Origin of the sequence: Streptomyces sp. NPDC001568, from assembly GCF_042893755.1 — a bacterium.
Classification (GTDB): domain Bacteria; phylum Actinomycetota; class Actinomycetes; order Streptomycetales; family Streptomycetaceae; genus Streptomyces.
On the sequence record NZ_JBIAVF010000013.1, the window covers coordinates 1 to 24,229 of the forward strand.

General features: G+C 71.0%; 26 protein-coding genes. 11 read left to right on the forward strand and 15 right to left on the reverse strand.

Features of this window, described 5'->3' with window-relative positions:
• Window positions 1–518: 518 nt before the first annotated feature.
• The gene (locus tag ACFY0I_RS23725) at window positions 519–1,160 is read right to left on the reverse strand and encodes a DNA-3-methyladenine glycosylase (protein WP_388899200.1); all 642 of its coding nucleotides are present in this window, start codon (window positions 1,158–1,160) and stop codon (window positions 519–521) included.
• Window positions 1,161–1,278: 118 nt separating this feature from the next.
• On the opposite strand from ACFY0I_RS23725, the gene ACFY0I_RS23730 reads away from it, so the two are divergent.
• The 3 genes from ACFY0I_RS23730 (at window position 1,279) to ACFY0I_RS23740 (ending at window position 3,288) form a co-directional block, all read left to right on the forward strand.
• Window positions 1,279–2,061, forward strand: a complete 783-nt coding sequence (locus ACFY0I_RS23730) for a sporulation protein (protein ID WP_388899202.1) — start codon at window positions 1,279–1,281, stop codon at window positions 2,059–2,061.
• 40 nt (window positions 2,062–2,101) lie between these two features.
• Window positions 2,102–2,635, forward strand: a complete 534-nt coding sequence (locus ACFY0I_RS23735; protein WP_388899205.1) for a YbhB/YbcL family Raf kinase inhibitor-like protein — start codon at window positions 2,102–2,104, stop codon at window positions 2,633–2,635.
• A 149-nt stretch (window positions 2,636–2,784) separates the two neighbouring features.
• Window positions 2,785–3,288 carry an HNH endonuclease gene (locus ACFY0I_RS23740; protein ID WP_362878067.1) on the forward strand — a complete coding sequence of 168 codons (504 nt, stop codon included), beginning with the start codon at window positions 2,785–2,787 and terminating at the stop codon, window positions 3,286–3,288.
• Window positions 3,289–3,348: 60 nt separating this feature from the next.
• On the opposite strand, the gene ACFY0I_RS23745 is transcribed toward ACFY0I_RS23740, so the two are convergent.
• From ACFY0I_RS23745 to ACFY0I_RS23760, 4 genes are all read right to left on the reverse strand, one after another.
• Window positions 3,349–4,119 carry a sulfite exporter TauE/SafE family protein gene (locus ACFY0I_RS23745; protein ID WP_388899875.1) on the reverse strand — a complete coding sequence of 257 codons (771 nt, stop codon included), beginning with the start codon at window positions 4,117–4,119 and terminating at the stop codon, window positions 3,349–3,351.
• Between the two features lie 95 nt (window positions 4,120–4,214).
• Entirely contained in the window at window positions 4,215–5,192 is a 978-nt protein-coding gene (locus ACFY0I_RS23750) for an SPFH domain-containing protein (RefSeq protein ID WP_388899208.1), read from the reverse strand.
• Between the two features lie 85 nt (window positions 5,193–5,277).
• Window positions 5,278–5,706 carry an NfeD family protein gene (locus ACFY0I_RS23755; protein WP_388899210.1) on the reverse strand — a complete coding sequence of 143 codons (429 nt, stop codon included), beginning with the start codon at window positions 5,704–5,706 and terminating at the stop codon, window positions 5,278–5,280.
• A gap of 57 nt (window positions 5,707–5,763) precedes the next feature.
• The gene (locus ACFY0I_RS23760; protein WP_388899213.1) at window positions 5,764–6,564 is read right to left on the reverse strand and encodes an ABC transporter ATP-binding protein; all 801 of its coding nucleotides are present in this window, start codon (window positions 6,562–6,564) and stop codon (window positions 5,764–5,766) included.
• Window positions 6,565–6,698: 134 nt separating this feature from the next.
• Between ACFY0I_RS23760 and ACFY0I_RS23765 the strand changes: the two genes are divergently transcribed.
• Window positions 6,699–7,481 carry a hypothetical protein gene (locus tag ACFY0I_RS23765; protein ID WP_388899216.1) on the forward strand — a complete coding sequence of 261 codons (783 nt, stop codon included), beginning with the start codon at window positions 6,699–6,701 and terminating at the stop codon, window positions 7,479–7,481.
• 154 nt (window positions 7,482–7,635) lie between these two features.
• On the opposite strand, the gene ACFY0I_RS23770 is transcribed toward ACFY0I_RS23765, so the two are convergent.
• The 3 genes from ACFY0I_RS23770 to ACFY0I_RS23780 all read right to left on the reverse strand — a co-directional run bounded on the left by ACFY0I_RS23770 (window position 7,636) and on the right by ACFY0I_RS23780 (window position 9,850).
• Window positions 7,636–7,881, reverse strand: a complete 246-nt coding sequence (locus tag ACFY0I_RS23770) for a chaplin (protein WP_388899878.1) — start codon at window positions 7,879–7,881, stop codon at window positions 7,636–7,638.
• A 171-nt stretch (window positions 7,882–8,052) separates the two neighbouring features.
• Window positions 8,053–8,703 carry a response regulator gene (locus tag ACFY0I_RS23775; protein ID WP_388899218.1) on the reverse strand — a complete coding sequence of 217 codons (651 nt, stop codon included), beginning with the start codon at window positions 8,701–8,703 and terminating at the stop codon, window positions 8,053–8,055.
• Window positions 8,696–9,850 carry a GAF domain-containing sensor histidine kinase gene (locus ACFY0I_RS23780; protein WP_388899220.1) on the reverse strand — a complete coding sequence of 385 codons (1,155 nt, stop codon included), beginning with the start codon at window positions 9,848–9,850 and terminating at the stop codon, window positions 8,696–8,698. Before ACFY0I_RS23780 ends, ACFY0I_RS23775 begins: the two co-directional genes overlap by 8 nt.
• A gap of 481 nt (window positions 9,851–10,331) precedes the next feature.
• Here ACFY0I_RS23780 and ACFY0I_RS23785 point away from each other — a divergent pair, with 481 nt between their 5' ends.
• Window positions 10,332–10,979 (forward strand): transglycosylase SLT domain-containing protein, encoded by a 648-nt coding sequence (locus ACFY0I_RS23785; RefSeq protein WP_388899223.1) that lies wholly within the window; start codon window positions 10,332–10,334, stop codon window positions 10,977–10,979.
• Window positions 10,980–11,087: 108 nt separating this feature from the next.
• Here ACFY0I_RS23785 and ACFY0I_RS23790 read toward each other — a convergent pair whose 3' ends face one another.
• Window positions 11,088–13,607 (reverse strand): FHA domain-containing protein, encoded by a 2,520-nt coding sequence (locus ACFY0I_RS23790; RefSeq protein ID WP_388899226.1) that lies wholly within the window; start codon window positions 13,605–13,607, stop codon window positions 11,088–11,090.
• 315 nt (window positions 13,608–13,922) lie between these two features.
• Between ACFY0I_RS23790 and serB the strand changes: the two genes are divergently transcribed.
• The 5 genes from serB to ACFY0I_RS23815 all read left to right on the forward strand — a co-directional run bounded on the left by serB (window position 13,923) and on the right by ACFY0I_RS23815 (window position 19,277).
• On the forward strand, window positions 13,923–15,122 hold the full coding sequence (gene serB, locus ACFY0I_RS23795) for a phosphoserine phosphatase SerB (protein WP_281208310.1): 1,200 nt from the start codon (window positions 13,923–13,925) through the stop codon (window positions 15,120–15,122).
• Window positions 15,123–15,423: 301 nt separating this feature from the next.
• Window positions 15,424–16,236, forward strand: coding sequence for an SDR family NAD(P)-dependent oxidoreductase (locus ACFY0I_RS23800; RefSeq protein WP_388899229.1), 813 nt, complete (start codon window positions 15,424–15,426; stop codon window positions 16,234–16,236).
• Window positions 16,233–17,537 (forward strand): aminotransferase class I/II-fold pyridoxal phosphate-dependent enzyme, encoded by a 1,305-nt coding sequence (locus tag ACFY0I_RS23805; protein ID WP_388899232.1) that lies wholly within the window; start codon window positions 16,233–16,235, stop codon window positions 17,535–17,537. Before ACFY0I_RS23800 ends, ACFY0I_RS23805 begins: the two co-directional genes overlap by 4 nt.
• Window positions 17,534–18,481: a diiron oxygenase gene (locus tag ACFY0I_RS23810; RefSeq protein WP_388899234.1), complete on the forward strand. Its 948-nt coding sequence runs from the start codon at window positions 17,534–17,536 to the stop codon at window positions 18,479–18,481. The genes ACFY0I_RS23805 and ACFY0I_RS23810 overlap by 4 nt, the downstream gene beginning before the upstream one ends.
• Complete coding sequence (locus ACFY0I_RS23815; protein WP_388899237.1) at window positions 18,474–19,277, forward strand: tryptophan 2,3-dioxygenase family protein; 804 nt, start codon at window positions 18,474–18,476, stop codon at window positions 19,275–19,277. Before ACFY0I_RS23810 ends, ACFY0I_RS23815 begins: the two co-directional genes overlap by 8 nt.
• A 127-nt stretch (window positions 19,278–19,404) precedes the next feature.
• On the opposite strand, the gene ACFY0I_RS23820 is transcribed toward ACFY0I_RS23815, so the two are convergent.
• From ACFY0I_RS23820 to ACFY0I_RS23840, 5 genes are all read right to left on the reverse strand, one after another.
• Complete coding sequence (locus ACFY0I_RS23820; RefSeq protein ID WP_388899240.1) at window positions 19,405–19,926, reverse strand: SixA phosphatase family protein; 522 nt, start codon at window positions 19,924–19,926, stop codon at window positions 19,405–19,407.
• An 88-nt stretch (window positions 19,927–20,014) separates the two neighbouring features.
• Window positions 20,015–20,245: a hypothetical protein gene (locus tag ACFY0I_RS23825; protein ID WP_388899243.1), complete on the reverse strand. Its 231-nt coding sequence runs from the start codon at window positions 20,243–20,245 to the stop codon at window positions 20,015–20,017.
• 145 nt (window positions 20,246–20,390) lie between these two features.
• Window positions 20,391–21,235, reverse strand: a protein-coding gene (locus ACFY0I_RS23830) for an IS5 family transposase (protein ID WP_388899245.1) whose coding sequence is annotated in 2 segments (ribosomal slippage) — window positions 20,391–20,905 and window positions 20,905–21,235 — 846 coding nt in all. Because the reading frame shifts where the segments join, the coding sequence is not laid out codon by codon here.
• A 69-nt stretch (window positions 21,236–21,304) separates the two neighbouring features.
• Window positions 21,305–21,424, reverse strand: a complete 120-nt coding sequence (locus tag ACFY0I_RS23835; RefSeq protein WP_281208317.1) for an SGM_5486 family transporter-associated protein — start codon at window positions 21,422–21,424, stop codon at window positions 21,305–21,307.
• Between the two features lie 5 nt (window positions 21,425–21,429).
• Window positions 21,430–22,713, reverse strand: coding sequence for a CynX/NimT family MFS transporter (locus tag ACFY0I_RS23840; protein WP_388899247.1), 1,284 nt, complete (start codon window positions 22,711–22,713; stop codon window positions 21,430–21,432).
• A 206-nt stretch (window positions 22,714–22,919) separates the two neighbouring features.
• On the opposite strand from ACFY0I_RS23840, the gene ACFY0I_RS23845 reads away from it, so the two are divergent.
• Window positions 22,920–23,591, forward strand: coding sequence for a FadR/GntR family transcriptional regulator (locus ACFY0I_RS23845; RefSeq protein WP_362878084.1), 672 nt, complete (start codon window positions 22,920–22,922; stop codon window positions 23,589–23,591).
• Between the two features lie 16 nt (window positions 23,592–23,607).
• Here the strand turns inward: ACFY0I_RS23845 and ACFY0I_RS23850 are convergent, their stop codons facing one another.
• Entirely contained in the window at window positions 23,608–24,045 is a 438-nt protein-coding gene (locus ACFY0I_RS23850) for a hypothetical protein (RefSeq protein WP_388899249.1), read from the reverse strand.
• Window positions 24,046–24,229: the final 184 nt, after the last annotated feature.

Below are 24,229 nucleotides of genomic sequence, written 5' to 3' on the forward strand. Positions count from 1 at the left end.
CTCATCCACCGAAGTGGACGGGGTATCAACTTTTGGCGTTGATTTTTGGCACGCTGTTGAGTTCTCAAGGAACGGACGCTTCCTTTGTACTCACCTCAGTAACACTTACTGGGGCTTTCCTCCGGGCTTCGTTCTGTTCTGTTCTTGCGTTTCCGACTCTATCAGACTCTTTCGGGCCCGATTTCCTCGGCGCTTTCCAGGTCCTGCGCTTTCGCGCTTTCCCTTTCCGGCGATTCCAACTCTACCAGATCATTTCCCGGCCCTGCTTCTCGAAAGTCGCAGTCGGCTTGGATTTGAATTCGGTGACCATTGGGGGTCTTTGGCCTTTCGGCGCTCCGCTACGTTAGCGCTTTCCCCTCGCGGCTCATAATCGAGCCGGCCGGCGAGTAATTCGGGCATGCCGAACAGGACCCCGCCAGGGGTAAGTCGTAGGTAGTGGTTTGGCCGTTCTGGGGGTCTGCTGAGGCAGTGCCCCGTTCAAGCGGCTCGGGCTACGTTAGGCGTCCGGAAGGGCTGAGTCAAGTTGTCCGTCGGCGTGGTGCGTGGGCGCGGTACGGGCTGACCGTCGGGTCGTCCGTGATCCAGTAGCGGTACGGGTGGGCCGCGCCGGCGCCGCCCACTCCCGTGCGCGGGCCGTTGCTCACCAGGTCGGCCGGGGTGGCCGTGCCGGTGAGGAGGGACAGGGGGGAGTCCGGGCCGGCGCAGAGGTCGGTGCCGTCGAGTGAGCGGTCCACGTCCAGGGCGGTGGCCAGACGGGCCGGCCCCTTGGCCAGTTCACGCGGGTACTTGGCAGAGAGTCGACGTTTGGCGGCCAGGTCGGCTCCGGCGGTGATCTCGCCGGCCCGTAGGAGCACGCCGCTCGCATGGCCGGGCGGGCCGCAGACCAGGTTGAGGCTGAACCACATGCCGTAGATGAAATAGACGTACGCGTGTCCGGGCGGACCGAACATCGATGCGTTGCGGGCGGTGGGGCCGCGGTAGGCGTGGGAGCCGGGGTCGGCCCGGCCCTCGTACGCCTCAACCTCCGTGATGCGCAGTTCGAGGGGGCCTTCCGCGGTGCGGCGGACCAGGGTGCGGCCCAGCAGGTCCGGGGCCACCGTGCGGACCGGGCGGTCGAAGAAGGAACGGGGCAGGGGCGTACGGTCGGGACGCGCGCTCATCCGGTCGAGCGTAACGGAACGCTCCGCCCTGCAACCGGGGCCTAAGGTTCCGCGTTGGTAAAAGGGGTAGGCGCGTGAGTCGCCACATCCTTCGTACAGCCTTAAGGGGAGTTTGAGCATGGGGTTCAGGAAGCTGTTCGCGAGCCTGGGTGCCGGCGGTGCCTCGGTGGACACGATCATCACCGAGCCGAACGTGGTGCCGGGCGGGATCGTCCAGGGTGAGGTGCGGATCCAGGGCGGGTCCGTGGAGCAGCAGATCGAGGGGCTGTCCGTCGGGCTGCAGGCGCGGGTCGAGGTGGAGGGCGGCGACCAGGAGTACAAGCAGGACGTCGTCTTCTCGAAGCAGCGTCTCGGGGGTGCCTTCCAGGTGCAGGCCGGCGCGCTGCACGTGGTGCCGTTCGGGCTGGAGATCCCGGCGGAGACGCCGATCACCCACTTCGGGGGCCAGCCCCTGCACGGGATGAACATCGGGGTCAGCACCGAGCTGGAGATCGCGCGCGCGGTCGACGCGGGTGACCTCGACCCGATCAACGTGCACCCGGTGCCCGCGCAGCAGGCGATCCTGGACGCGTTCCGGCAGCTGGGCTTCTCGTTCCGCAGTGCGGACATGGAGCGCGGGCACATCCGCGGGACCCGGCAGACGCTGCCGTTCTACCAGGAGATCGAGTTCCTGCCGCCGTCGCAGTACCGCGGGCTGAACCAGGTCGAGCTGACCTTCGTCTCCGACGGGCGCGAGATGGACGTCGTGCTGGAGATGGACAAGAAGCCGGGGCTGTTCAGCGAGGGCAGCGACACCTACCGCTGCTTCCAGGTGGGGCTGCAGTCGTACCAGGAGACCGACTGGGCCGCGTACCTGAACCAGTGGATCGCGTCCGTCGGTTCGCAGCGCAACTGGTTCTAGGCTCGGGCCGGTACGCGCATTTCGATCAGGAGGTTCAGCAGTGGTTGAGCAGCACAGGGCGCCCCTCCCCCACGCCTTCCACCCGGAGGTCCCTTCCTTCACCGTGACGAGCGCCGATCTGGCGCCCGGCGCGGAGTTGGGCGGGGATCAGGTGTTGTCGGGCGGGAACGTCTCGCCGGCGTTGCGGTGGGAGGGCTTCCCCGAGGGGACGAAGAGCTTCGCCGTGACGTGCTTCGACCCGGACGCGCCGACGGGCAGCGGGTTCTGGCACTGGGTGCTGTTCGACCTGCCTGCCTCGGTGACCGAGCTGCCGGCCGGGGCGGGCGGCGGCCCGTTCGAGGGACTGCCCGCCGGGGCCGTGCACGTGCGCAACGACTACGGCACGAAGGACTTCGGCGGCGCCGCTCCGCCGGCCGGGGAGCGGCACCGGTACGTGTTCACGGTGTACGCGGTGGATCAGGAGAAGCTCGGGCCGGACGGGGACGTCTCTCCTGCCGTGGTCGGGTTCAATCTCCGCTTCCACACCCTCGGGCGGGCCCACCTGATCGGTGAGTACGAGGAGCCCGCGGGCTGATCGTTCGCCGAGCGTTTGCCCGGTCCTGGTCTAAAGACGGCCAGGACCGGGCATTTTTATTGCGTTGTCCCGCGTGGCGCGCGCGGCCAGAGTGGTGACGGGCCCTGCCGCCGGTGTGGTCGCGGGCCTGCACACGGGAGGTGGGCGAGATGCGGGACACGCTGGTGCTGAATGCGAGCTTCGAGCCGCTGTCGACGGTGACCTTGAACCGGGCGGTGGTGCTCGTGCTCCAGGACAAGGCCGTGGTCGAACAGTCGCATCCCGAGCTGCGTGTGCGGGCTGCCACCATGGAGCTTCCGATGCCGCGGGTGATCAGGCTCTGCCGGTACGTGCGGGTGCCCTTCCGAAGACATGCTCCCTGGTCACGGAGGGGGGTGTTGGTCCGGGACCAACACCGTTGCGCGTACTGCGGGAAGCGCGCGACGACCGTGGACCACGTACTGCCGCGTGCCCAGGGCGGTGGGGACTCCTGGCTGAACACGGTGGCCTCCTGCGCCGAGGACAACCACCGCAAGGCGGCGCGGACTCCCGAGGAGGCGGGGATGCCTCTGCTGCGCAAACCCTTCGTACCGTCACCCGCGGACGCGATGCTGCTCGCGCTGGGAGTGGGCGGGCGGGACCCGCTGCCGGAGTGGCTGTCGCGGTCCGCCTAGTCGACCGCCCCGCGCGCCCGGTTGCCGGGTGCGCGGGGCGACGTATTTCCCCTACGTCGTTCAGCGGAGCAGGATCTGGACGATGGCGAGGATTCCGACCGTCACGATGACTCCGCGCAGGACGGTCGGCGAGAGACGGCGTCCGACCTTCGCGCCGATCTGTCCGCCGAGGGTGGAGCCGACGGCGATGAGGAGGACGGCCGTCCAGTCGAACTCCGCGACGAAGAGGAAGAAGACGGCGGCGATGCCGTTCACGAGGGCGGCGATGACGTTCTTGACCGCGTTGACGCGTTGCAGGTCCTCGTGGAGCAGCAGACCCATGAGTCCGAGGTAGAGCACGCCCTGGGCGGCCCCGAAGTAGCCTCCGTACGCGCTGGAGAACAGCATGCCGGTGAGGAGGGCGGGGCCGCCCTCGCGTTCCGTCGTGTCGACGCCGGCGGCTTCCCGGCGGCGGCGCAGGGACGCGGCGAGGCGGGGCTGGAGGACGACGAGGACGAGGGCGAGTCCGATGAGGACGGGCACGATCGTGTCGAAGGACTCCGGGGGCAGGACGAGGAGCAGGACCGCGCCCGCGAGGCCGCCCACGAGGGAGACGGCGCCGAGGCGCAGGATGCGGTCGCGCTGCCCCTTGAGTTCGTTGCGGTAGCCGATGGCGCCGCTGATGGAACCGGGCACCAGGCCGAGGGTGTTGGAGACGTTGGCGGTGACCGGGGGCAGGCCGGTGGCGAGGAGCACCGGGAAGGTGATCAGGGTGCCGGAACCGACGATGGTGTTGATCGTGCCGGCGCCGATTCCGGCGGCGAGGACCGCGAGCGATTCCCAGATGGACATGGACATGGACGGAGCCATCCCCTTTGCGTGAGTGAGTCGCCTCCCCGCCATGAAGGTCGAGGGGCCTCACCGATCATGCACGAGGGGAGGGCGGCTCAGTCGATGGGGGGCTGTTCGCGCCGGTCACCGGCGCTCGTCGTGTCGTTGCCGCCCTTGCCGGCGTTCTGCGGGTTGAAGCCGCTCGGGCTGCCGCCGCCCATGGGGCCGAAGTTGCCCATGGCGCCCGAGAGGCCCTTGAGCGCGTCCCCGATCTCGCTGGGCACGATCCAGAGCTTGTTGGCGTCGCCCTCGGCGATCTTCGGGAGCATCTGGAGGTACTGGTAGGCGAGGAGCTTCTGGTCGGCGTCGCCGGCGTGGATGGACTCGAAGACCGTACGGATGGCCTGGGCCTCGCCCTCGGCGCGCAGGGCGGCGGCCTTGGCATCACCTTCCGCGCGCAGGATGGAGGACTGCTTCTCACCCTCGGCGCGCAGGATCTCGGACTGCCGAACGCCTTCGGCCTGGAGGATGGCGGCGCGCTTGTCGCGGTCGGCGCGCATCTGCTTCTCCATCGAGTCCTGGATGGAGGTCGGCGGCTCGATGGCCTTGAGCTCGACGCGGTTGACGCGGATGCCCCACTTGCCGGTGGCCTCGTCGAGGACCCCGCGCAGGGCCGCGTTGATCTCCTCGCGGGAGGTGAGGGTCCGCTCCAGGTCCATGCCGCCGATGATGTTGCGGAGGGTGGTGACGGTGAGCTGCTCGATGGCCTGGATGTAGCTGGCGACCTCGTACGTCGCGGCTCGGGCGTCGGTCACCTGGTAGTAGATGACGGTGTCGATGTTGACGACCAGGTTGTCCTGGGTGATCACCGGCTGCGGCGGGAACGGCACGACCTGCTCGCGCAGGTCGATGCGGTTGCGGATGGAGTCGATGAACGGGACGACGATGTTGAGGCCCGCGTTGAGGGTGCGGGTGTAGCGGCCGAAGCGTTCGACGATGGCGGCGCTGGCCTGCGGGATCACCTGGATCGTCTTGACCAGGGCGATGAAGACCAGAACCACCAGGATGATCAGGACGATGATGATCGGTTGCATGCGGTTCCCCGTGCCCTTCCGGCTGTCTGTGCTGCCCCGTTGAGCGGAGTCTCGCAGACCCCGGGGCCGCGGGTCGGCTGCTTTCTCACATCACGACGGCGGTCGCTCCGTCGATGTCGACGACGTCGACGGACTGGCCGGGTTCGAAACTCGTGTCCGCGTCCAGGGTGCGGGCGGACCAGACCTCGCCGGCCAGTTTGATCCGGCCGCCGCTGCCGTCGACGCGTTCCAGGACGACGGCGGTCCTGCCCTTCAACGCGTCGATGCCGCTGCGGTGTTGGGGTCGTTGGTTGCGGTGCCGGTTGGCGATCGGACGGACCACGGCGATGAGCGCCACGGACACGATCACGAACACCAGGACCTGGGCGACCACTCCCCCGCCGAGGGCCGCCGTGACGGCGGCCGCCACCGCGCCGACGGCGAACATGCCGAACTCCGGAAGGGCGGTGAGGACCAGGGGGATGCCCAGTCCGACCGCGCCGATGAGCCACCACACCCATGCGTCGATGTCCACATGGTCATGGTAGGTCGGGTGGGCGCGGTCGGGACAGGGCGCGAGCGGTACGGACCGCTAGCGCAGGGGCAGGCCCTGGGCGGTCCAGCGGTCGTGGTCGTTGCGCTCGACGACCAGCGGGAGGCCGAAGCAGAGCGAGAGGTTGCGCGAGGTGAGTTCGAGGTCGATGGGTCCGGCGGCGACCACCTTGCCCTGACGGATCATCAGGACGTGGGTGAAGCCGGGGGCGATCTCCTCGACGTGGTGGGTGACCATGATCATGGAGGGGGCGAGCGGGTCGCGGGCGAGGCGGCCGAGGCGGCGTACGAGGTCCTCGCGCCCGCCGAGGTCGAGGCCGGCGGCGGGCTCGTCGAGGAGGAGCAGCTCGGGGTCGGTCATCAGGGCGCGGGCGATCAGGGTGCGCTTGCGCTCGCCCTCGGAGAGCGTGCCGAACTTGCGCTCCAGGTAGTCGGTCATGCCGAGGCGGTCGAGGAAGGCGCGGGCGCGCTGCTCGTCGATGTCCTCGTACTCCTCCTGCCAGGTCGCGGTCATGCCGTAGGCGGCGGTGAGCACGGTCTGCAGGACGGTCTGCCGCTTGGGCAGCTTGTCGGCCATGGCGATGCCGGCCACACCGATGCGGGGGCGCAGCTCGAACACGTCGGTACCCGGCTTGCCGAGGGTGCCGCCGAGGATCGTGGTGGTGCCCTTGGTGGGGTACAGGTAGCTGGAGGCGAGGTTCAGCAGTGTGGTCTTGCCGGCGCCGTTGGGGCCGAGGATCACCCAGCGCTCCCCCTCCTTCACCGACCAGGAGACCTGGTCCACCAGAGCCCGGCCCTCGCGGACCACGGATACGTCCACCAGCTCCAGAACATCGCTCATGAGCGTGTTGTCACCCCTTGCAGTCACGGTTCTCTGTGCGCCGGCAGGCGCAGCCCCTGGGGGAAAACCTACGCCACTCGGGGAGGGGTCCGGTTCCGGGGCCGGGTGCCGGGCCCGATCCGTAAAGTGGGGGGATGCTTTTCGAACCACGTTCAGGGCGGCTGGCCGCCTGGGGGAACGCGCTGCTGGCCGGTTTGGTGTCGCCCGACGAGGCCGCGTCGTCGATCGTCGGTGAGGACGCCGTGCACCGGGTGTCCGGTCTGCCGGGGGAACCCGGTCCGGTGGGGCTCACGCTGGCGCTCGGCCGGTTGCGGGTGCTGGGGGTGAGCGGACTGCGGGTGGCGCTGCCCGCCCCGGGGCACCCGTTGGGGCTGAGCGGGCCGGCGGAGTTCAACGCGCGGGCGTTGGAGGCCGAGGAGGCGGTGGTCGCGGTGGGGGCGGCGTTGGGGCTGGTGCCGGAGGTGGCGGAGGCCGGGCCGGCCGGGGACCTGCACGTCTCGGTGACCTGGCACTGCCTGCCGGTACGGGAGGCTCCACCGGCGGACGTGCCGTCGCTCGGTGAGGCGGAGCGGGAGCTGGCGGAGGCGCTGCGCGAGGCGACGGGCGTACTGACCCGGCTGGACGTGGCGGGGTCGGGGCCGGTCGCGGAGGCGGCCCTGTCGGCGTACCGGGCGCGGGCCGAGGCGGGGCGTGACGTGCTGGCCCCGGGGTATCCGCCGCGGGCGGTGCGGGTGCTGGCGCTGGCGCAGCGGGTGGACCTGATGGTGTCGCTGGCGTACGAGAACGGGCCCGGGGGCGCGGTGGCCGCCTCGGAGATGGCGGCGCGGTCGGAGGCCCTGCGCCCGGTGGAGCGGGTGGCGCGGCGGGCGCTGGTGGCGGCGTACAACGCGGCGGTCGAGGAACGCGAGCGGGGCTGACGCGGAGCCCGGGCCCGGGAGCGGTGGGGTCGGCCGGTGGGGTCCGGGGTCCGGGTGGGTCGGGGCCGGTGCCGGGGTGGGGGTGGCGATCGGGGGCGAACGCCGCGGCCCCGCTTCCCGGGGAGAGGTGGGGAAGCGGGGCCGAGGGGGTGGGTCAGTGGTTGACGCCGAAGTTGCCGAAGGCGGGGTTGAGCAGGCCGATCACGTTGACGGTGTTGCCGACGACGTTCACGGGGACGTGGACGGGGACCTGGAGCAGGTTCCCGGAGGCCACGCCGGGCGAGTGCTGGGCCACGCCCTCCGCGGACGCACCGCCGTGCGCCGAGGAGACACCCGCGCCGGCGGCGACGAGGCCGCCCGCGATCATGGTGACGGCTGCGGCCTTCTTGAAGTTCTTCACGTTCTCGTCCTCCAGTACGTCTGCCGCGACCAGCCGCCGCGACACGCCATGGAGAACGCCCCGCCCGACGGTCGGGATACGCCATGTGGGCTACATACACCCGACCGTATGAATCTCTGTTGAATCACGGCGCGCACACAGATGATCTGATGAGCGCGCCGACGTGCCCTCCTACTCCACCATTCCGTGCCTGACCGCCCACAACGCGGCCTGGGTCCGGTCGGAGAGGTCCAGTTTCATCAGGATGTTCGAGACGTGCGTCTTGACCGTCTTCTCCGACAGCACCAGCGCCCGGGCGATCTCCCGGTTGGAGCGGCCGTCCGCGATGAGGCCGAGGACCTCGCGTTCGCGGTCGGTCAGCGACCCGGGGCGGCCCGCGGAGGAGGGCTGGTCCTCCTGGGCGAGGAGGACCTGTGCCACCTCGGGCTGGAGCAGGACGTGGCCCGCGTGGACGGAGCGGATCGCTCCGGCCAGCGCGTCGGGGTCGATGTCCTTGTAGACGTACCCGGCCGCGCCGGCCCGCAGGGCGGGGACGACCGTGCGCTGCTCGGTGAAGCTGGTGACGATCAGGACCCGTGCCGGGTTGCCCAGGGCGCGCAGCCGGCGCAGGGCCTCGACGCCGTCGGTGCCGGGCATCTTGACGTCCATCAGGATGACGTCGGGCCGCAGCTCCTCGGCGCGCTCGATGCCCTCCTCGCCGTCACCGCCCTCGCCGACCACCTCTATGTCGTCCTGGACCTCCAGGAACGTGCGCAGGCCGCGCCGGACCACCTGGTGGTCGTCGACCAGCAGGACGCGGATGCGGGCCGGGTTGTCAGCCACCGGGTACCTCCATCTCGATCGTGGTGCCCTTGCCGGGCTCGGAGTGGACCTCCAGCCGTCCGCCGGAGCCGCTCGCGCGGTCCCGCATGGAGACCAGTCCGAGGTGTCGGCCCGCCCTGCGGACCGTGGACGGGGAGAAGCCGCACCCCCAGTCGCGCACGCGCAGGACCGCGCCGCCCGCGGGGGTCCGGGCGAGGGCGACCTCGACGCGGTCCGAGCCGGAGTGCCGCAGGGCGTTGTGGAGGGCTTCCTGGGCGACGCGCAGGAGTGCCTCCTCCTGGGTCGCGGGCAGGGCCCGTACGCCGTCACAGGTGAAGGAGACGTGCGCGGCGTGGGCCCGGTCCAGGACGCGGACGTGGTTGCGCAGGGTCGCGACGAGGCCGTCCTCGTCCAGTGCGGCGGGGCGCAGCTCGGTCACGGCGGCGCGCAGTTCGTCGGCGGCCTCCGCGGCCAGTACGGCGACCTGGTGGAGTTCGCCCTTGGCGCGGCCGGGGTCGCGGTCCACGAGGGCGGCGGCGGCCTGGGCGGTCAGGCGCAGGGAGAACAGCTTCTGGCTGACGGCGTCGTGCAGCTCGTGGGCGAGGCGGGAGCGCTCCTCGGCGATGGTGAGCTCGCGGCTGCGCTCGTAGAGGCGGGCGTTGGTGAGGGCGATGGCCGCGTGTTGGGCGAGGAGGGAGAGGAGCTCCTCGTCCTCGTCGGTGAAGCCGGTACGGGCGACCCCGCCGGCGGGGTCGCGGCGCTTGTTGGCGAGGAAGAGGGCGCCGAGGGTCTCCTCGCCGTCCTTGATGGGCATGCCGAGGAAGTCGGACATGTCGGGGTGCGCGGCGGGCCAGCCCCCGAAGCGCGGGTCCTGGCGTACGTCGGCCAGCCGCTCGGGGGCGTCCTTGTGGAGCATCGCGGCGAGGACCCCGTGCTGGCGGGGCAGGGGGCCGATGCGGCGCCACTGTTCCTCGCTGATGCCGTCCACGACGAACTGGGCGAAGCCCCCGTGGTCGTCGGGGACGCCGAGGGCGGCGTATTCGGCGTCGAGGAGCTCGCGGGCCGAGGCGACGATGGTGCGCAGTACGTCGTGGACCTCCAGGCGACGGCTCATGGCGAGCAGCGCGGTGCTGACGGCAGCGAGTCCCGTACAGGGTCCGTAGTGCATGGGGTCACCGTACCGGCGGCCCTGACCTGCGGGATCGGGCTTCGGGTCTAGGTCGGGCGGCCCGGGACGTACGGCGGAGGGGGGGCGGCGGAGCCGCCGGCTCTGCCTTCGGGACGAGGCGGGCCGGGTGCGGGTCCTCCTTGAGGAGGAGCCGGGCGGGCCGGCGGTCACGTTGCGCGTTGCTGCCGCAACTCCTGGTGAGACCGTTACGTGCCCGATGTGAGCCCCGGCATAGGACCCACATCACTTACGAAGCTGCGTAGTGGACAGGTAAAGGTCCTGTCAGGTCGGTTGCGCCTAGTGCGGTGCCCGTCATTCCGGATTCGTCCCGGGGCCCTGATCCACTAAGCGGGATCGTACGTCACACCTTTGCCAGGCGTTTTTGCCACCGCTAAGAATGTCGACGTCGCACAGCGCCGCGGATCCCGGATCCGAGCGGCGCCTTCCTGCGACTCCCGCTATTCGAAGAGGTTGCCCCGCCATGTCTGCTTCCAGCACTCCCGGTCACAGTCGTCTGACGAAGGCACACAAGCTGTCCGTTGCCGGTGTCGCCACGCTCGGTGCCGCCGCGCTCGCCTTCTCCCTCGTCCCGGCCGGTGCCGCGGAGACGCAGCAGGCGGTGACGATCAACGCCGCCCCCGTGGCGTGGACCCCGTCCGTACAGCAGCACCTCGGCGCGCAGCAGGCCGTCGCGAACAAGCTGGCGAAGGACACGGCGGCCGCGAAGGCCAAGGCCGCTGCCGCCGCCAAGGCGGAGCGCGACAAGACGGCGGCGGCGAGCCGGTCCGCCGTCCGCACTCCGGTCTTCGCGAACAACCTCGACGGTTGGATCAAGGAAGCGCTCTTCATCATGAAGCGCGAGGGGATTCCGGGCACGTACTCCGGTATCCACAAGAACGTCATGCGCGAGTCCAGCGGCAACCCGCTGGCGATCAACAAGTGGGACATCAACGCCCAGAACGGCATTCCCAGCAAGGGTCTGCTCCAGGTCATCTACCCGACCTTCAAGGCGTACCACGTCAAGGGCACCAAGTTCGACCAGTACGACCCGGTCGCGAACATCGTCGCCGCCTGCAACTACGCGGCCGACCGCTACGGCTCGATGGACAACGTCAACAGCGCCTACTAGGCCGCCGACGCCCCAGAACCCCCATGCGCCTCAGGGCGGCCCCCGGAACTCCGGGTGCCGCCCTGAGGCGTTTTCCGTGCGGGCGCGCGGCCCGGGTGCGCGGGGCCCCTACTTGCCGGCGCGCATGACCTCGGGCTCGTGGCGGCGCAGCAGTCGCTGGACCAGGAAGCCGCAGGCGACGCCGATGAGCAGCAGGACGATGATGTTCAGGCTCCACTGCCCGACGGTGGCGTCCCAGAGCGGGTCGGTGTTCGTCGGGTTCTCCCGGTCCCACGGCGGCATGAGCTTGCCGAGGTTCAGCGTGCTGCCGGCGGCGGCGACGGCCCAGCGGGACGGCATCAGCCAGGCGAACTGCTCCAGGCCCGGGGAGTCGTAGAGCTGGAAGAGGATGCCGGTGAAGACGACCTGGACGATCGCGAACATGACCAGCAGCGGCATGGTCTTCTCGGCGGTCTTGACCAGCGAGGAGATCACGAGGCCGAACATCATCGAGGTGAAGCCGAGGGCGATGACCGACACGCACAGCTCGACGGCCGGCGGCATCAGCAGGCCCTCGGTGGGCAGATCGCGCGGGAAGAAGCCGATCGCGCAGATGACCACGCCCTGGATGGCCGTGATGACTCCGAGGACGATCACCTTCGACATGAGGTACGCGGACCGGGACAGGCCGGTCGCGCGCTCACGCTCGTAGATGACGCGTTCCTTGATGAGTTCTCGGACCGAGTTCGCGGCGCCCGAGAAGCACATGCCGACCGCGAGGATCAGCATGATCGTGCCGGCGTCGCCGTTGAACTGGGACGGCGGTCGCGGGGGCGCGAGGCCGAAGGTCGCGGGGATGACCGTGGAGACCACGCCCAGCACCGCGGGCAGGATCAGCATCAGGCCGATGAAGCCCTTGTCGGAGGCGATCACCGAGACGTAGCGGCGGATCAGTGTCCAGAGCTGCGAGCCCCAGCCCTGCGGCTTGGGCGGGCGCATCTGCTGCGGCGAGGGGAAGGCGACGGACTGCGGGGCGACCGCGTCGATGTCGGCGGCGTACAGCTGGTAGTGCTGCGAGCCCTTCCAGCGGCCGGCCCAGTCGTAGTCGCGGAACTCCTCGAAGGCGGAGAACACGTCGGCCCAGGTGCTGTAGCCGAAGAAGTTCAGCGCGTCGTCCGGCGGGCCGAAGTAGGCGACCGAACCGCCGGGCGCCATGACCAGCAGCTTGTCGCAGATGGCCAGCTCGGCGACGGAGTGGGTGACGACGAGGACCGTACGGCCGTCGTCGGCGAGGCCGCGCAGCAGCTGCATGACGTCGCGGTCCATGCCCGGGTCGAGGCCGGAGGTCGGCTCGTCCAGGAAGATCAGCGACGGCTTGGTGAGCAGCTCCAGGGCCACGGACACGCGCTTGCGCTGACCACCGGAGAGCGAGGTGATCTTCTTGTCCTTGTGGACGTCGAGCTTGAGCTCGCGCAGTACCTCGTTGATGCGGGCGACGCGCTCGGACTCGGCGGTGTCGCCGGGGAAGCGGAGCTTGGCCGCGTACTTGAGCGCGGTGCTGACCTTCAGTTCCTTGTGCAGGATGTCGTCCTGCGGGACCAGGCCGATGCGCTGGCGGAGCTCCGCGAACTGCTTGTACAGGTTTCGGTTGTCGTAGAGGACGTCGCCCTGGTCGGCGGGCCGGTAGCCGGTCAGCGCCTTCAGGAGGGTCGACTTGCCGGAACCGGAGGGGCCGATGACGCCGATGAGCGACTTCTCGGGGACGCCGAAGGTGACGTCCTTGAGGATCTGCTTGCCGCCGTCGACGGTCACGGTGAGGTGGCGGGCCGAGAAGGAGACCTCGCCGGTGTCGACGAACTCCTCCAGCCGGTCGCCGACGATGCGGAACGTCGAGTGGCCGACGCCGACGATGTCGTTCGGGCCGAGGAGCGCCGTGCCGGACTTGGCGAGCGGCTGACCGTTGACGTAGGTGCCGTTGTGGCTGCCGAGGTCGTGGATCTCGAAGCGACCGCCGGGCATCGAGCGGAACTCGGCGTGGTGGCGGGAGACCTGGAGGTCGGAGACGACCAGCTCGTTCTCCAGCGCGCGACCGATGCGCATGACGTGGCCCAGCGAGAGCTGGTGGAACGTCGTCGGGCTGCGGTGATCGTGGTGGCCGGGGTTCGGCGCGGTCTGCGCCGGGCCGCCGCCCTGCTGCTGCGGCACGTGCGGCTGCTGGGCCAGGTGCTGCGGCTGCTGGTGCTGCTGCTCCCAGGGCTGCTGCTGGACCGGGGCCTGGTAGGCCGGGGCCTGCTGGTGCGCCTGCCCCTGCGCGGCCGGGGCCCGGTAGGCCGGGGCCTGCTGGGCGGCGGCCTGGGCGGTGGCGGTCAGGTTCAGCCGCGGTCCGTCGGTCGCGTTGCCCAGGTGGACCGGCGTGCCGGCCACGAGCTCGGTCTGCTGGACCCGCGCTCCGTGCACGTAGGTGCCGTTGGTGCTGCCGTGGTCCTCGATGCCCCAATTCCGGCCGTTCCAGGTGATGGTGGCGTGCCGCCACGACACCCGGGCGTCGTCGATCACCACGTCGCCCTGGGGATCACGCCCCAGCGAGTACGACCGGGACGGATCCAGCGTCCAGGTCCTGCCATTCAATTCCAGTACGAGTTCCGGCACTCCAGCCCCACTTAAGTCCCCCGAGAATCCCCCTGACGTCAGGGAGTCTAGGGATGGCGAACATCCGGGGGAACTATTTCAGGCCTGCGGCCACATGTGGAATCGGGGCCCCGCGGGGGTGTCCGCGTCCGCCCCCGGGTGGGGGCAGAAGTCACCCGGAGAGTGAAATACGGGGACTTCTCACCCGGGATCCGCTCGGGTGGAGCGCCCGTCACGGGCCGGTGCGGAGCGCCGGGCGGCCCGTGCGAAGGAGTCGGCTCAGGGAGTGGGACGGATGTCCGTCCGCCGGAGCCGGGAAGATACGGTGAGAGCACCATGAGCGCTTCGCAGACCTCCGACGTCCCCACCCTCCTCGTCAAGATCTTCGGCAAGGACCGTCCCGGGATCACCGCCGGGCTGTTCGACACCCTCGCCGCCTATTCCGTCGATGTCGTCGACATCGAGCAGGTCGTCACCCGTGGCCGCATCGTCCTGTGCGCCCTCGTCACGAAACCGGCCGGCGCCGGCGAGGGCGAGTTGCGGGCCACCGTCCACAGCTGGGCAGAGTCGCTCAAGCTCCAGGCCGAGATCCTCTCCGGGACCGGCGACAACCGACCGCGCGGCAGTGGCCGCTCCCACGTCACCGTCCTCGGGCACCCGCTCACCGCGGAGTCCACGGCGGCCATAGCGGCTCGGATCACCGGGTCCGGCGGCAACATCGACCGCATCTTCCGGCTCGCCAAGTATCCGGTGACGGCGGTGGAGTTCGCCGTGTCCGGTGTGGAGACGGAGCCGCTGCGCACCGCCCTGGCCACCGCCTCCGCGCAGATCGGCGTCGACGTGGCCGTGGTCTCGGCGGGACTGCACCGCCGGGCGCAGCGGTTGGTCGTCATGGACGTGGACTCGACCCTGATCCAGGACGAGGTCATCGAGCTCTTCGCCGCGCACGCGGGCTGCGAGGCCGAGGTCGCCGAGGTGACCGAGCGGGCGATGCGCGGGGAGCTGGACTTCGAGCAGTCCCTGCACGCCCGGGTCGCGCTGCTGGCGGGGCTGGACGCCTCGGTGGTCGACAAGGTCCGCTCCGAGGTCCGGCTGACCCCGGGCGCGCGGACGCTGATCCGCACGCTGAAGACCCTCGGTTACCAGGTCGGTGTGGTCTCGGGCGGCTTCACCCAGGTGACGGACGACCTGCGGGAGCGGCTCGGACTGGACTTCGCCTCGGCGAACACTCTGGAGATCCTGGAGGGCAAGCTGACCGGCCGGGTCACGGGCGAGATCGTGGACCGCGCCGGCAAGGCCCGACTGCTGCGGCGCTTCGCCGCCGAGGCGGGTGTTCCGCTGGCCCAGACGGTGGCGATCGGGGACGGTGCCAACGACCTCGACATGCTGAACGCGGCGGGTCTGGGAGTGGCCTTCAATGCGAAACCCGTGGTGCGCGAGGCCGCGCACACGGCGGTGAACGTGCCCTTCCTGGACGCGGTCCTGTACCTGCTCGGCATCACCCGCGAGGAAGTCGAGGCCGCTGACCTGGCCTGACGGGCCAGAAGCACGACATCGGACTTCCATACCGCCCGGCCGGGTTCTTCCGGCCGGGCGGTCTTTCATATCCGGCCACCGAAGGCCCCTCCACGAGGCACCCGAACCGGCCATGACCGGTGTCCGGCGAGCCGTACGCGTCACGACGGATCAACGCCATGCGCCCGGACGCAAGAGCCATCTCGGACAACGGCCGCCCAAAGTCGCCCTATTCGCACTGCACTTGCGACAAATACTGTGACCGCGCTGTCGTGAACGCGACAGCGACCATCGGTCAGTCGTGATCGTTCAAGGGGAAACAATGGTGACTCGAAGTGTCCTCGTCACCGGGGGTTCGGGCGGTATCGGCCGGGCCTGCGTGGAGAGGTTCGCTCTGGAAGAGGACTGGACGGTCTGGTTCACCTATCGCAACGGCCGGGCCCGGGCCGAGGAGCTGGTGCACGAGCTGGCCCTCACCGGCCACGCCAAGGTGGAGGCCTTCCCCTTCGACCAGGGGAACTGGGAGGACCACGAACGGCTCCTGGACAGGCTCCCCGGCCCGGTCGAGGTCCTGGTGAACAACGCGGCCGTCGGATCCAAGACCATCGACCACTACACCGAAGGCGCCCGGCACGAGAAGGCCTCGGAGTTCTTCCGGATCAACGCGGTCGGCCCGCTGTGGCTCACCGAGCAGTTACTTCCCAGCATGCTGGACAACGGCTACGGAAAGATCATCAACGTTTCCAGCGTGGGCGGCGGGATCTTCCAGTTCCCCGGCTTCCACCCCGCCGACGGCATGAGCAAGGCCGCGCTCACCTACCTGACCCGCCACCTCGCCGCCGACCTGGTGCACAGCCCGGTGGACGTGTTCGCCGTCTGCCCCGGCGCCGTCGACACCGCGATGTTCCAGGCCAGCACCCTCGACCAGCTCTCCCCCGAGGACCTGGCGGACCTGACCTCCCGGCTGCCCAAGAGGCGCCTGATCCGCTCCGAGGAGATCGCGGAACTGGTCTGGTGGCTGGCGGGCGAGCACTCCACCTCGCTCCACGGCGCCGTCATCGACGCCTCCATGGGCCTCGGGGTCAACCCGGGACTGCTCACCGCCGCCGGCGTCGACAGCGGGAGGGCCCGATGATCTCCCACCAGGCCGCCCGCCTCCTCGCCGACACCCCGGCCATCGCCGAGGCCCACTTCCGCGCGGAGGCCGAGCCGTACGACGCGCTGCTGCGACCCGACGGCTACCTCAACCTGGGCACCGCCGAGAACCGCCTGCTCTGGGACCTGCTCCGCGACCGGCTGGCCGCCCTGCCCCCCATGGCCGAGGCCACGGCCCGCTACGCGCCGCTGCACGGCACCGACGTCCTGCGCGAGCGGATCGCCGACCTGCTCTCCGCGACCTGCCGCACCCCGCTGGACGCCGAGGACCTCGTGGTGATCAGCGGTGCGACCGGGGCACTCGACGCCATCGCCTCCGTACTGTGCGACCCGGGCGAGGCCATCGTGGTGCCCGCCCCCTATTACGGGGCCTTCGACACCGATCTCGGCGGCCGCTCCGGCGCCCGGATCCTGCCCGCCCCGCTGTCCCCCGAGGACGGCTTCCGGCTGACCGCCGACGCCGTCGACCGGGCCCTGAAGGAGGCCCGGTCCCGGGGCACGACGGTCCGCGCGGTCGCCCTGTCCTCGCCCTCCAACCCGATCGGCGAGGTCCACCCGCCCGAGGTGCTCGCCGAGCTGCTGCGCGTCGTCCGCGAGCACGACGTCGACCTGGTCTCCGACGAGATCTACGCCCACGCCGTCTTCGGCGACCGCGCCTTCACCAGCGCCGCCGACCCGGCCGTCAACCCGCACTGGGCCGAGCGCACCCACGTGGTGTGGGGCTTCGCGAAGGACTTCGGGCTGCCCGGACTGAAGACGGGCGTCCTGCACACCCGCGCCCCGCGCGTCCGGGACGCGGCGCGGGCGATGGCCTACTTCGCCCCCGTCTCCACCGCCACCCAGGGCACCCTCGCCGGGCTCCTGGCGGACCCGGCGTGGGTGGCGTCCTTCCTCGCGGCGGGCCGCACCCGGCTGGCCTCCTCCTACGGGCACCTCGTCGCGCTGCTCGACGCGCACGGCATCCCGTACGCCCCGGCGGAGGCGGGCTTCTCCGTCTGGCTGGACCTGCGCCGGTGGCTGCCCGGCACCGACTTCGAGGCCGAACGCCTGCTGTGGCGGGGGCTGTTCGAGACCGCGAAGGTCAGCATCCTGCCCGGCGGGGCGTTCCGCTCCCCGCAGCCGGGCTGGTTCCGGCTCTGTCACACCGTCGACGCGCCCCTGGTGGCCGAAGCGGTCCGGCGGATCGCCGCCCACCTGGGTCCGGCCGACGTGCCGGCGGCCCCCGCCGGCGAGGACCTCGCCGCCCCCCTCCCCCGCACACCGAACGGAAGACGCCCATGAGCACGGCCCCAGGTCCCCTCGACCGCTGGTACGAGACCGCGGGCGTCCGCGGCGGAGTCCGGCGGATCTTCCACGCCGAGGCCGAGCAGGGCCGGGTGTTCTTCCCCGACGCCCTGGTACCGCACCTGTCCCACCCCGAGGTGAAGGCCCTGGAACCGGCGCGGATCCGCGAGGTCTCCGTACGACACCTCTACCAGTTCCTGCACTCGACCACCCACCTGGAGACGCGGGTGGTCAACGGGGCAGCCGAGCCCGTCGCCAACGGCAACTCCGGCCTGCACTTCCCCACCGCGCTGCGCATGGACGCCTTCAAGGTGTACTGCGACGAGGGCTACCACGCCCTGTACAGCCTGGACCTGGCCGACCAGGTGTCGGCCGTCACCGGCATCGCCGTGCCCGACGTCGACTACGGCGGGTTCGTGACGGCGTTGCAGGACACCGGACGCCGACTGCTGCCCGACGACCCGGTCCTCGCCGGGCAGTTGCAGGCGGTCGTGTTCGAAACGTTGATCACCGCGGTGCTCAACGAGGTGCCGCAGGACCCGACGGTGGTGAGCACGGTGCGCGAGCTGATGCGCGACCACGCCAAGGACGAGGGCCGCCACCACCGCTTCTTCTCCGCCTTCTTCCTCGAGCTCTGGGCCCGTCTCGACCAGCGGCGGCGGATCCTCGCCGCCCGGGCCCTGCCCGCGATGATCCGCGCCGCCCTCGACTGGGACCTGGAGCCGGTGTACGACTCGCTGCGCCGCGCCGGTCTGGACGAGGACCGCACCGAAGCCGTCCTGACGGACACCTACGGCGGGGACGCGGGCATCGACCGCATCCAGACGATCTCCCGTTCCACGCTGCGGCTGTGCGCCCAGGTCGACGCCTTCGACCTGCCCGGCGTCACCGACGCCTTCGCCCTGTACGGACTGCACGCACCGGAGGACTCCGATGTCTGACACCGTCACCTACTCCGACTACCTGCGGCTGCCCGAGCTGCTGACGCTCCAGGTTCCCCTGGCCGACGGGGTGCGCGACGAGCGCCTGTTCATCACCGTCCACCAGGTGCAGGAACTGTGGTTCGGGCAACTGCTCGACGACCTGACCGACGCCCGGGACCGCATCCTGGACGGCGACCCCCGCGCCGCCCGCGCCCGGCTGGTCCGCGGCGCGGTGATCGCCCGGGCCCTGATCGCCGGGATCCATCCCCTGCGCTCCATGCCGCCGCGAGAGTTCCACGCCTTCCGCGGGGCGCTCGGCAGCAGCAGCGGCGCCCAGTCCGCGCAGTACGTGGAGATCTCGGCGCTGTCCGGGGCGGACTGGGTGCACGGTCCGTACGGGGCCCGCGTCGCGGCCGGGCTGAGCCCCGCCGAGCGGGAGCGGCTGCGGACGCGGCTCGAAGAGCCCTCGCTGTGGGAGGCCTTCGTCGGACTGCTGGGCAAGGCCGGGTTCGAGGTGGCGACGCAGGACGGCCGGCGGGCGGCGTACGCGCGCCTCGCGGACCTCCCGCGCGACGGGGACCCGGCCGAGCTCTCCGAACTGGCCGAGCTGGCGGAGGCGCTGGTCGACCACGACGAGGTCTGGACGGAGTGGCGGGCCTGCCACGCGTTGCTCGTGGAGCGGCAGATCGGCGGGCTGCCGGGCACCGGGGGCAGCACGGGCGTGGCCCACCTGCGGGCGGCGGTGTACCGGCGGTTCTACCCGGAGCTGTGGGAGGCGCGGGGCGCGGAACCGGTGGCGCTGCCCGACCGGTGACGGCTCGCGGACGCGCCGGAGCCCGGACCGCTCGCGAGGGCGGCCCGGGCTCCTCGGCGCTCGGGGTTCGTGCGGTGCGGGCCCGGCCCCGGCGGTGCCGGTCGGCAGCGCCGGTGAGCCGTCCCGCTTAGTGGTCCTTCGGGGTCCAGAAGTCCAGCAGCGTTCCCACCCCGTGCTCCAGCGACTTCCACGAGCCGGTGAAGGAGACGACGGCCAGGGCGGCGGTCGGGAAGCCGGTACGGGTCATCCGGGCCAGGGCGTCGCCCTCGGCGCGGGCGCAGAGGGCGTCGGCGAGGGCGTGCATGCCGGGGTTGTGGCCGATGACCAGCAGGTCGCGGACCTCGTCGGAGGTCTCGTTCAGCAGGGCGATGAGCTCGCCCAGCGAGGCGTCGTAGAGGCGTTCCTCGTACGAGGTCCTCGGCCGGTGCGGGAGTTCCTGGACGGCGAGCTTCCACGTCTCCCGGGTGCGGGCCGCGGTGGAGCAGAGGGCCAGGTCGAAGCTGATGCCGGACTCGGCCAGCTTGAGTCCGACGGCCGGTGAGTCCTTCCGGCCGCGTTCCGCCAGCGGGCGTTCGTGGTCGGCCACCTGGGGCCAGTCGGCCTTGGCGTGCCGGAGGAGGGCGATCCTGCGGGGTGTATCGGCGCTCATGACTCCCAGCTTCGCATGAAATGAGCCACGGGGCGCAGGGTGTTGGGAGCCTGCCGTCGGGTGGTGGAGCGCGGCCCGGCGCAAGGGGTCAGCCGACGGCGCGCAGCAGTTGCTGGGTGACCTGGATCAGCCCCGAGGGCTCCGCGGGGACCGCGTGGGCCTCGCCGGATCCGGCGAGGAGCAGCAGGAGCAGGCCGAAGGCGAGGGCGGGCAGGGCCAGCGCCCACCAGTGCAGTCGGGCGTTCGCGCCGGCGTGGGCCGGGGTGCGGCGGCGGGCGGGGCGCGCGGTGCGGGACGGGGTGTGTACGGGGGCCGACATGGCCGCCTCCGGGGGTGCTGGGCCGGGAGTGGATCGCTGCTTCGAATCTATTGATCCGAGGCGGCGGTTCCCATCCGGGGCGCACCCCAGTCGACCCTGAACCTGGCCCCCTAGGGGATGGTGGGGCTAGGCCGTTTCCTTCGGATCATCTTGCTGACCAGATGAAGATGGCGGCGAGGTGGAGTCCGGCGAGGTAGATGGTTGCGGTCTTGTCGTATCGAGTAGCGAGGCCGCGCCATTGCTTGAGCTTGTTGATGCACCGCTCGACGGTGTTGCGCTGTTTGTAGGTCTCGCGGTCGAAGGCGGGCGGGCGGCCACCTCGGCGGCCGAGCCGCTTACGGTTGGCGGCCTGGTCCGCGGGCTGGGGGATCACCGCCCGGATCCCTCGCTGTCGCAGATGGCGGCGGATCGCGCGGGACGAGTAGGCCTTGTCGGCCAGGACCGCATCGGGTGTGGTCCTCGGTCGGCCGGTCGGCCTGGGCACTCGTAATCGGGCCATGACCTGGGCGAATGCGGGTGCGTCCCCGGCTTGACCGGGCGTGATGACGAATGCGAGTGGTCGGCAGCTGCCGTCTGCGGCGAGATGGATCTTTGTGGTCAGTCCGCCGCGGGACCGCCCGAGGGCATGGTCGGCCGGCTCGCCGGCCGGGGCCCCTTTTGACGGGCCCCGGCGGCGTGCTGATGCGCGCGGACGATCGTGGAGTCGACCGCGACGACCCAGTCGAGGTCGCCTTCGGCATCGGCCTGCGCGAGCAGGGCGACGAAGACCCTCTCCCAGGTCCCGTCGGCGGCCCATTTCCGCAGCCGGTTGTGGGCGCCCTTCCACGAACCGAAGTGCTCTGGGAGGTCCATCCACGGTGTCCCGGTGCGGTACTTGAACGCGATCGCGTCGATCACCTGTCGGTGATCCCGCCACCGGCCACCCCGCTTCGGGGTCCGGTCCGGCAGTAACGGCTCGATGCGGGCCCACTGGGCGTCAGTCAGCGACACACATCAACAAACGATCCGATGATCTGAAGGAAACGGCCTAGCCCCACCCCCGCGGGAGCGGGTCGCGGTTCAGGGGGAGGCGATGGTCGCGATGACGGCGATGATCACGGTCACGGCGAGCATGGCGCCGAGCACCAGGCCCAGCTTCTTGCGGCCGTTCTGGGGGTTCGGTTCGAGTACGGGCGACATGCCGTTCAGTTTCGCATGCCGCATTCGTCCTCGATCGTGCGGTCCCGTCCCGCGAGGACGCCGAGGGCGATCTGCGGGACGAGCAGGCCCGCCATCAGGGCGAGGGGCAGGTCCCAGCCCCCGCTGTGCTGGTAGAGGGTGCCGATGACGAGCGGGCCGGGGATGGAGATGAGGTAGCCGGTGCTCTGGGCGAAGGCGGAGAGCTTGACGACGCCGGCCGGGGACTTGGCGCGCAGGCCGATCATCGTGATGACGAGCGGGAAGGCGCAGTTGGAGATGCCGAGCAGCAGCGCCCAGGCCCAGGCTCCGGCGGCCGGGGCGAGGTAGAGCCCGAGGTAGCCGGCGAACCCGAAGAGGCCGAGGACGACCGCGATGGGGCCCTGGTGGCGCATCCGTCCGGCGAGGCCGGGGATGACGAAGGCGAGCGGGACGCCCATGACCATGGTGACGGCGAGCAGGACCCCGGCGGTGGAGGCGGAGACCCCGGCGTCGCGGAAGATCTGCGGGAGCCAGCCCATGGTGACGTAGGCGCCGGTGGCCTGGAGGCCGAAGTAGCAGGCCAGGGCCCAGGCGGTGCGACTGCGGACGACGGAGGGGCCGCTGTCCTCGCGCGGCGCGGCGGGCGCGGCGGCCTTCTCGCGGCGGCTCGCGGCGGCGATGGGCAGCCAGGGCAGCACGGCGGCCGCGGCGAGGACGGCCCAGATCAGCAGGCCGGTGCGCCAGCTGCCCCCGAGGGCGGAGGTCAGCGGGACGGTCGCGGCGGCGGCCAGGGAGGTGCCGGCGGCCAGGGCCATGGAGTAGAGGCCGGTCATGGTGCCCACGCGGTCGGGGAACCAGCGCTTGACGATGACCGGGAGCAGGACGTTGGTCAGGGCGATGCCGGCCAGTGACAGGGCGCTGGCGGCGAGGAAGCCCGCGGCGTTGGTCGCGAAGGGGCGGATCAGCAGGCCCGCGGCGACGGCGGCCATGCCCGCGCAGACCACGGCGGCCGGCCCGAAGCGGCGGGAGAGCCGGGGCGCGGTGACGCCGAAGACGGCGAAGCAGAGGGCGGGGACCGAGGTGATGAGCCCGGCGACGGCGCCGCTCATGTGCAGGCCCGTACGGGTTTCCTCGAAGAGGGCGCCGAGGCTGGTGATGGCGGGCCGCAGGTTCAGCGCGGCCAGCACGATTGCGACGATGAGCACCGGACCGAGCCACTGGGGGGTGGTGTGGGCGGCGGGGAGCGTCCGGTCGGCAGGGCCGCGGACGGCCTGCGGGCGGTTGAGGGTCTGGATGTCTTCGTCGGGCATTCAACCATCATAGAATCATGGGATGATTAATTGTCCAGTCGCGCTCACGTCACGCTTGAGCTCACGTCACACTTGAGCTCACACCGCACTTGAGCTCACATCACCGCATGAGCTCACACCGCACTTGAGCTCACGTCACGCTCGGGCTCACGTCACGCTTGAGCCCAGGGCGCACCGGAGCGCGCGCCACCGCCCGAGAGGAACCCATGCCACTGACCTCGCCCCGCCGGTCGGCGCTCGTCGACCAGGTGATCACGCAGCTGAGGAACCAGATCACCTCCGGCGAGTGGCCGGTCGGCTCCCGCATCCCCACCGAGCCGGAGCTGGTGGAACTGCTGGGCGTCGCCCGCAACACCGTGCGCGAGGCGGTCCGCGCCCTCGCGCACAACGGCCTGCTCGACATCCGACAGGGTTCGGGTACGTACGTGATCGCCACCAGCGAGCTGGCCGGGGTGATGCACCGGCGCTTCGCCGGGGCCGACCCGCGGCACATCGCGGAGCTGCGCTCGACGCTGGAGTCCTCGGCGGCCCGGCTGGCGGCGGAGCGGCGGACCGCGCGGGACCTCGTCCAGTTGGACGCGCTGCTCGCGCGGCGCGAGGAGGCGTGGGAGAGCGGGGACGCGGAGCTGTTCGTGGCGGCGGACGTCAGCCTGCACATGGCGGTGGTGACGGCCTCGCACAACGACGTGCTGATCGAGCTGTACGCGGACCTCGGCGACCTGGTGGCCGACTGGCTGCGCACGGACGTGGGCACCGAGCTGACCCCGGCGTCCCACCTGGACCACGCCCGACTCATCGAGGCGATCCGCGGCGGGGACGCCGACGCTGCGGCCTCGGAGGCGGCGGGCTACCCGTTCGTCTGCCTGGGTCGGGAGTAGCGGGCGTCCGCGCGCCTCAGCCCCCCGGTCTGCGGTGGGTCACCCAGGCCGAGCGGACCTCCTTCCAGCAGCGGCCGCTGAGCCGGATGCGGCCCGCCGGGTCCAGGGCCACGGCCGCGGCGTCCCCGTCCACGTCCCACCAGCGGTCGCATTCCACGTGCAGCCGGATCAGGTCGGTCTCGGGGTAGGCGTTGTGGCAGTACGCCGTCACCTGCGAGCCCTCGATCTCGGTGTCGCAGTCGGCGCCGAAGAGGTCCCGACGGATGGACGGCGCGGGCTGCGCGGGGGGTTCCGCGGGGTACTCGGCGAGGTCCGCGACCGCCGGAGCCGCCGCCTCGGGTCCGGCGGCGGGGTCCTTGCCCGCGGGCTGCGCGACCGCTCCCGGCATCAGGAGTCCGGTCAGCACGACCGAGGTGACCAGCAGGGATACCGCTCGGTTCGGCCTCGCACGCACGCCGTACCTCCGCCCCGACCACGCCGAGAAGATCCCGACGAGGTCAGTTTGCAGTCATCTGTCCGGGTTTTCGAGTCGGAAAGATCCGGTCAGACGACGAACATCCGATCGAACCGGACCCGCATCCCGGGCCCCGCACGCGAGACGGCGGTGGCCGCGCCTCCCCCGAGGGGGAGGCGCGGCC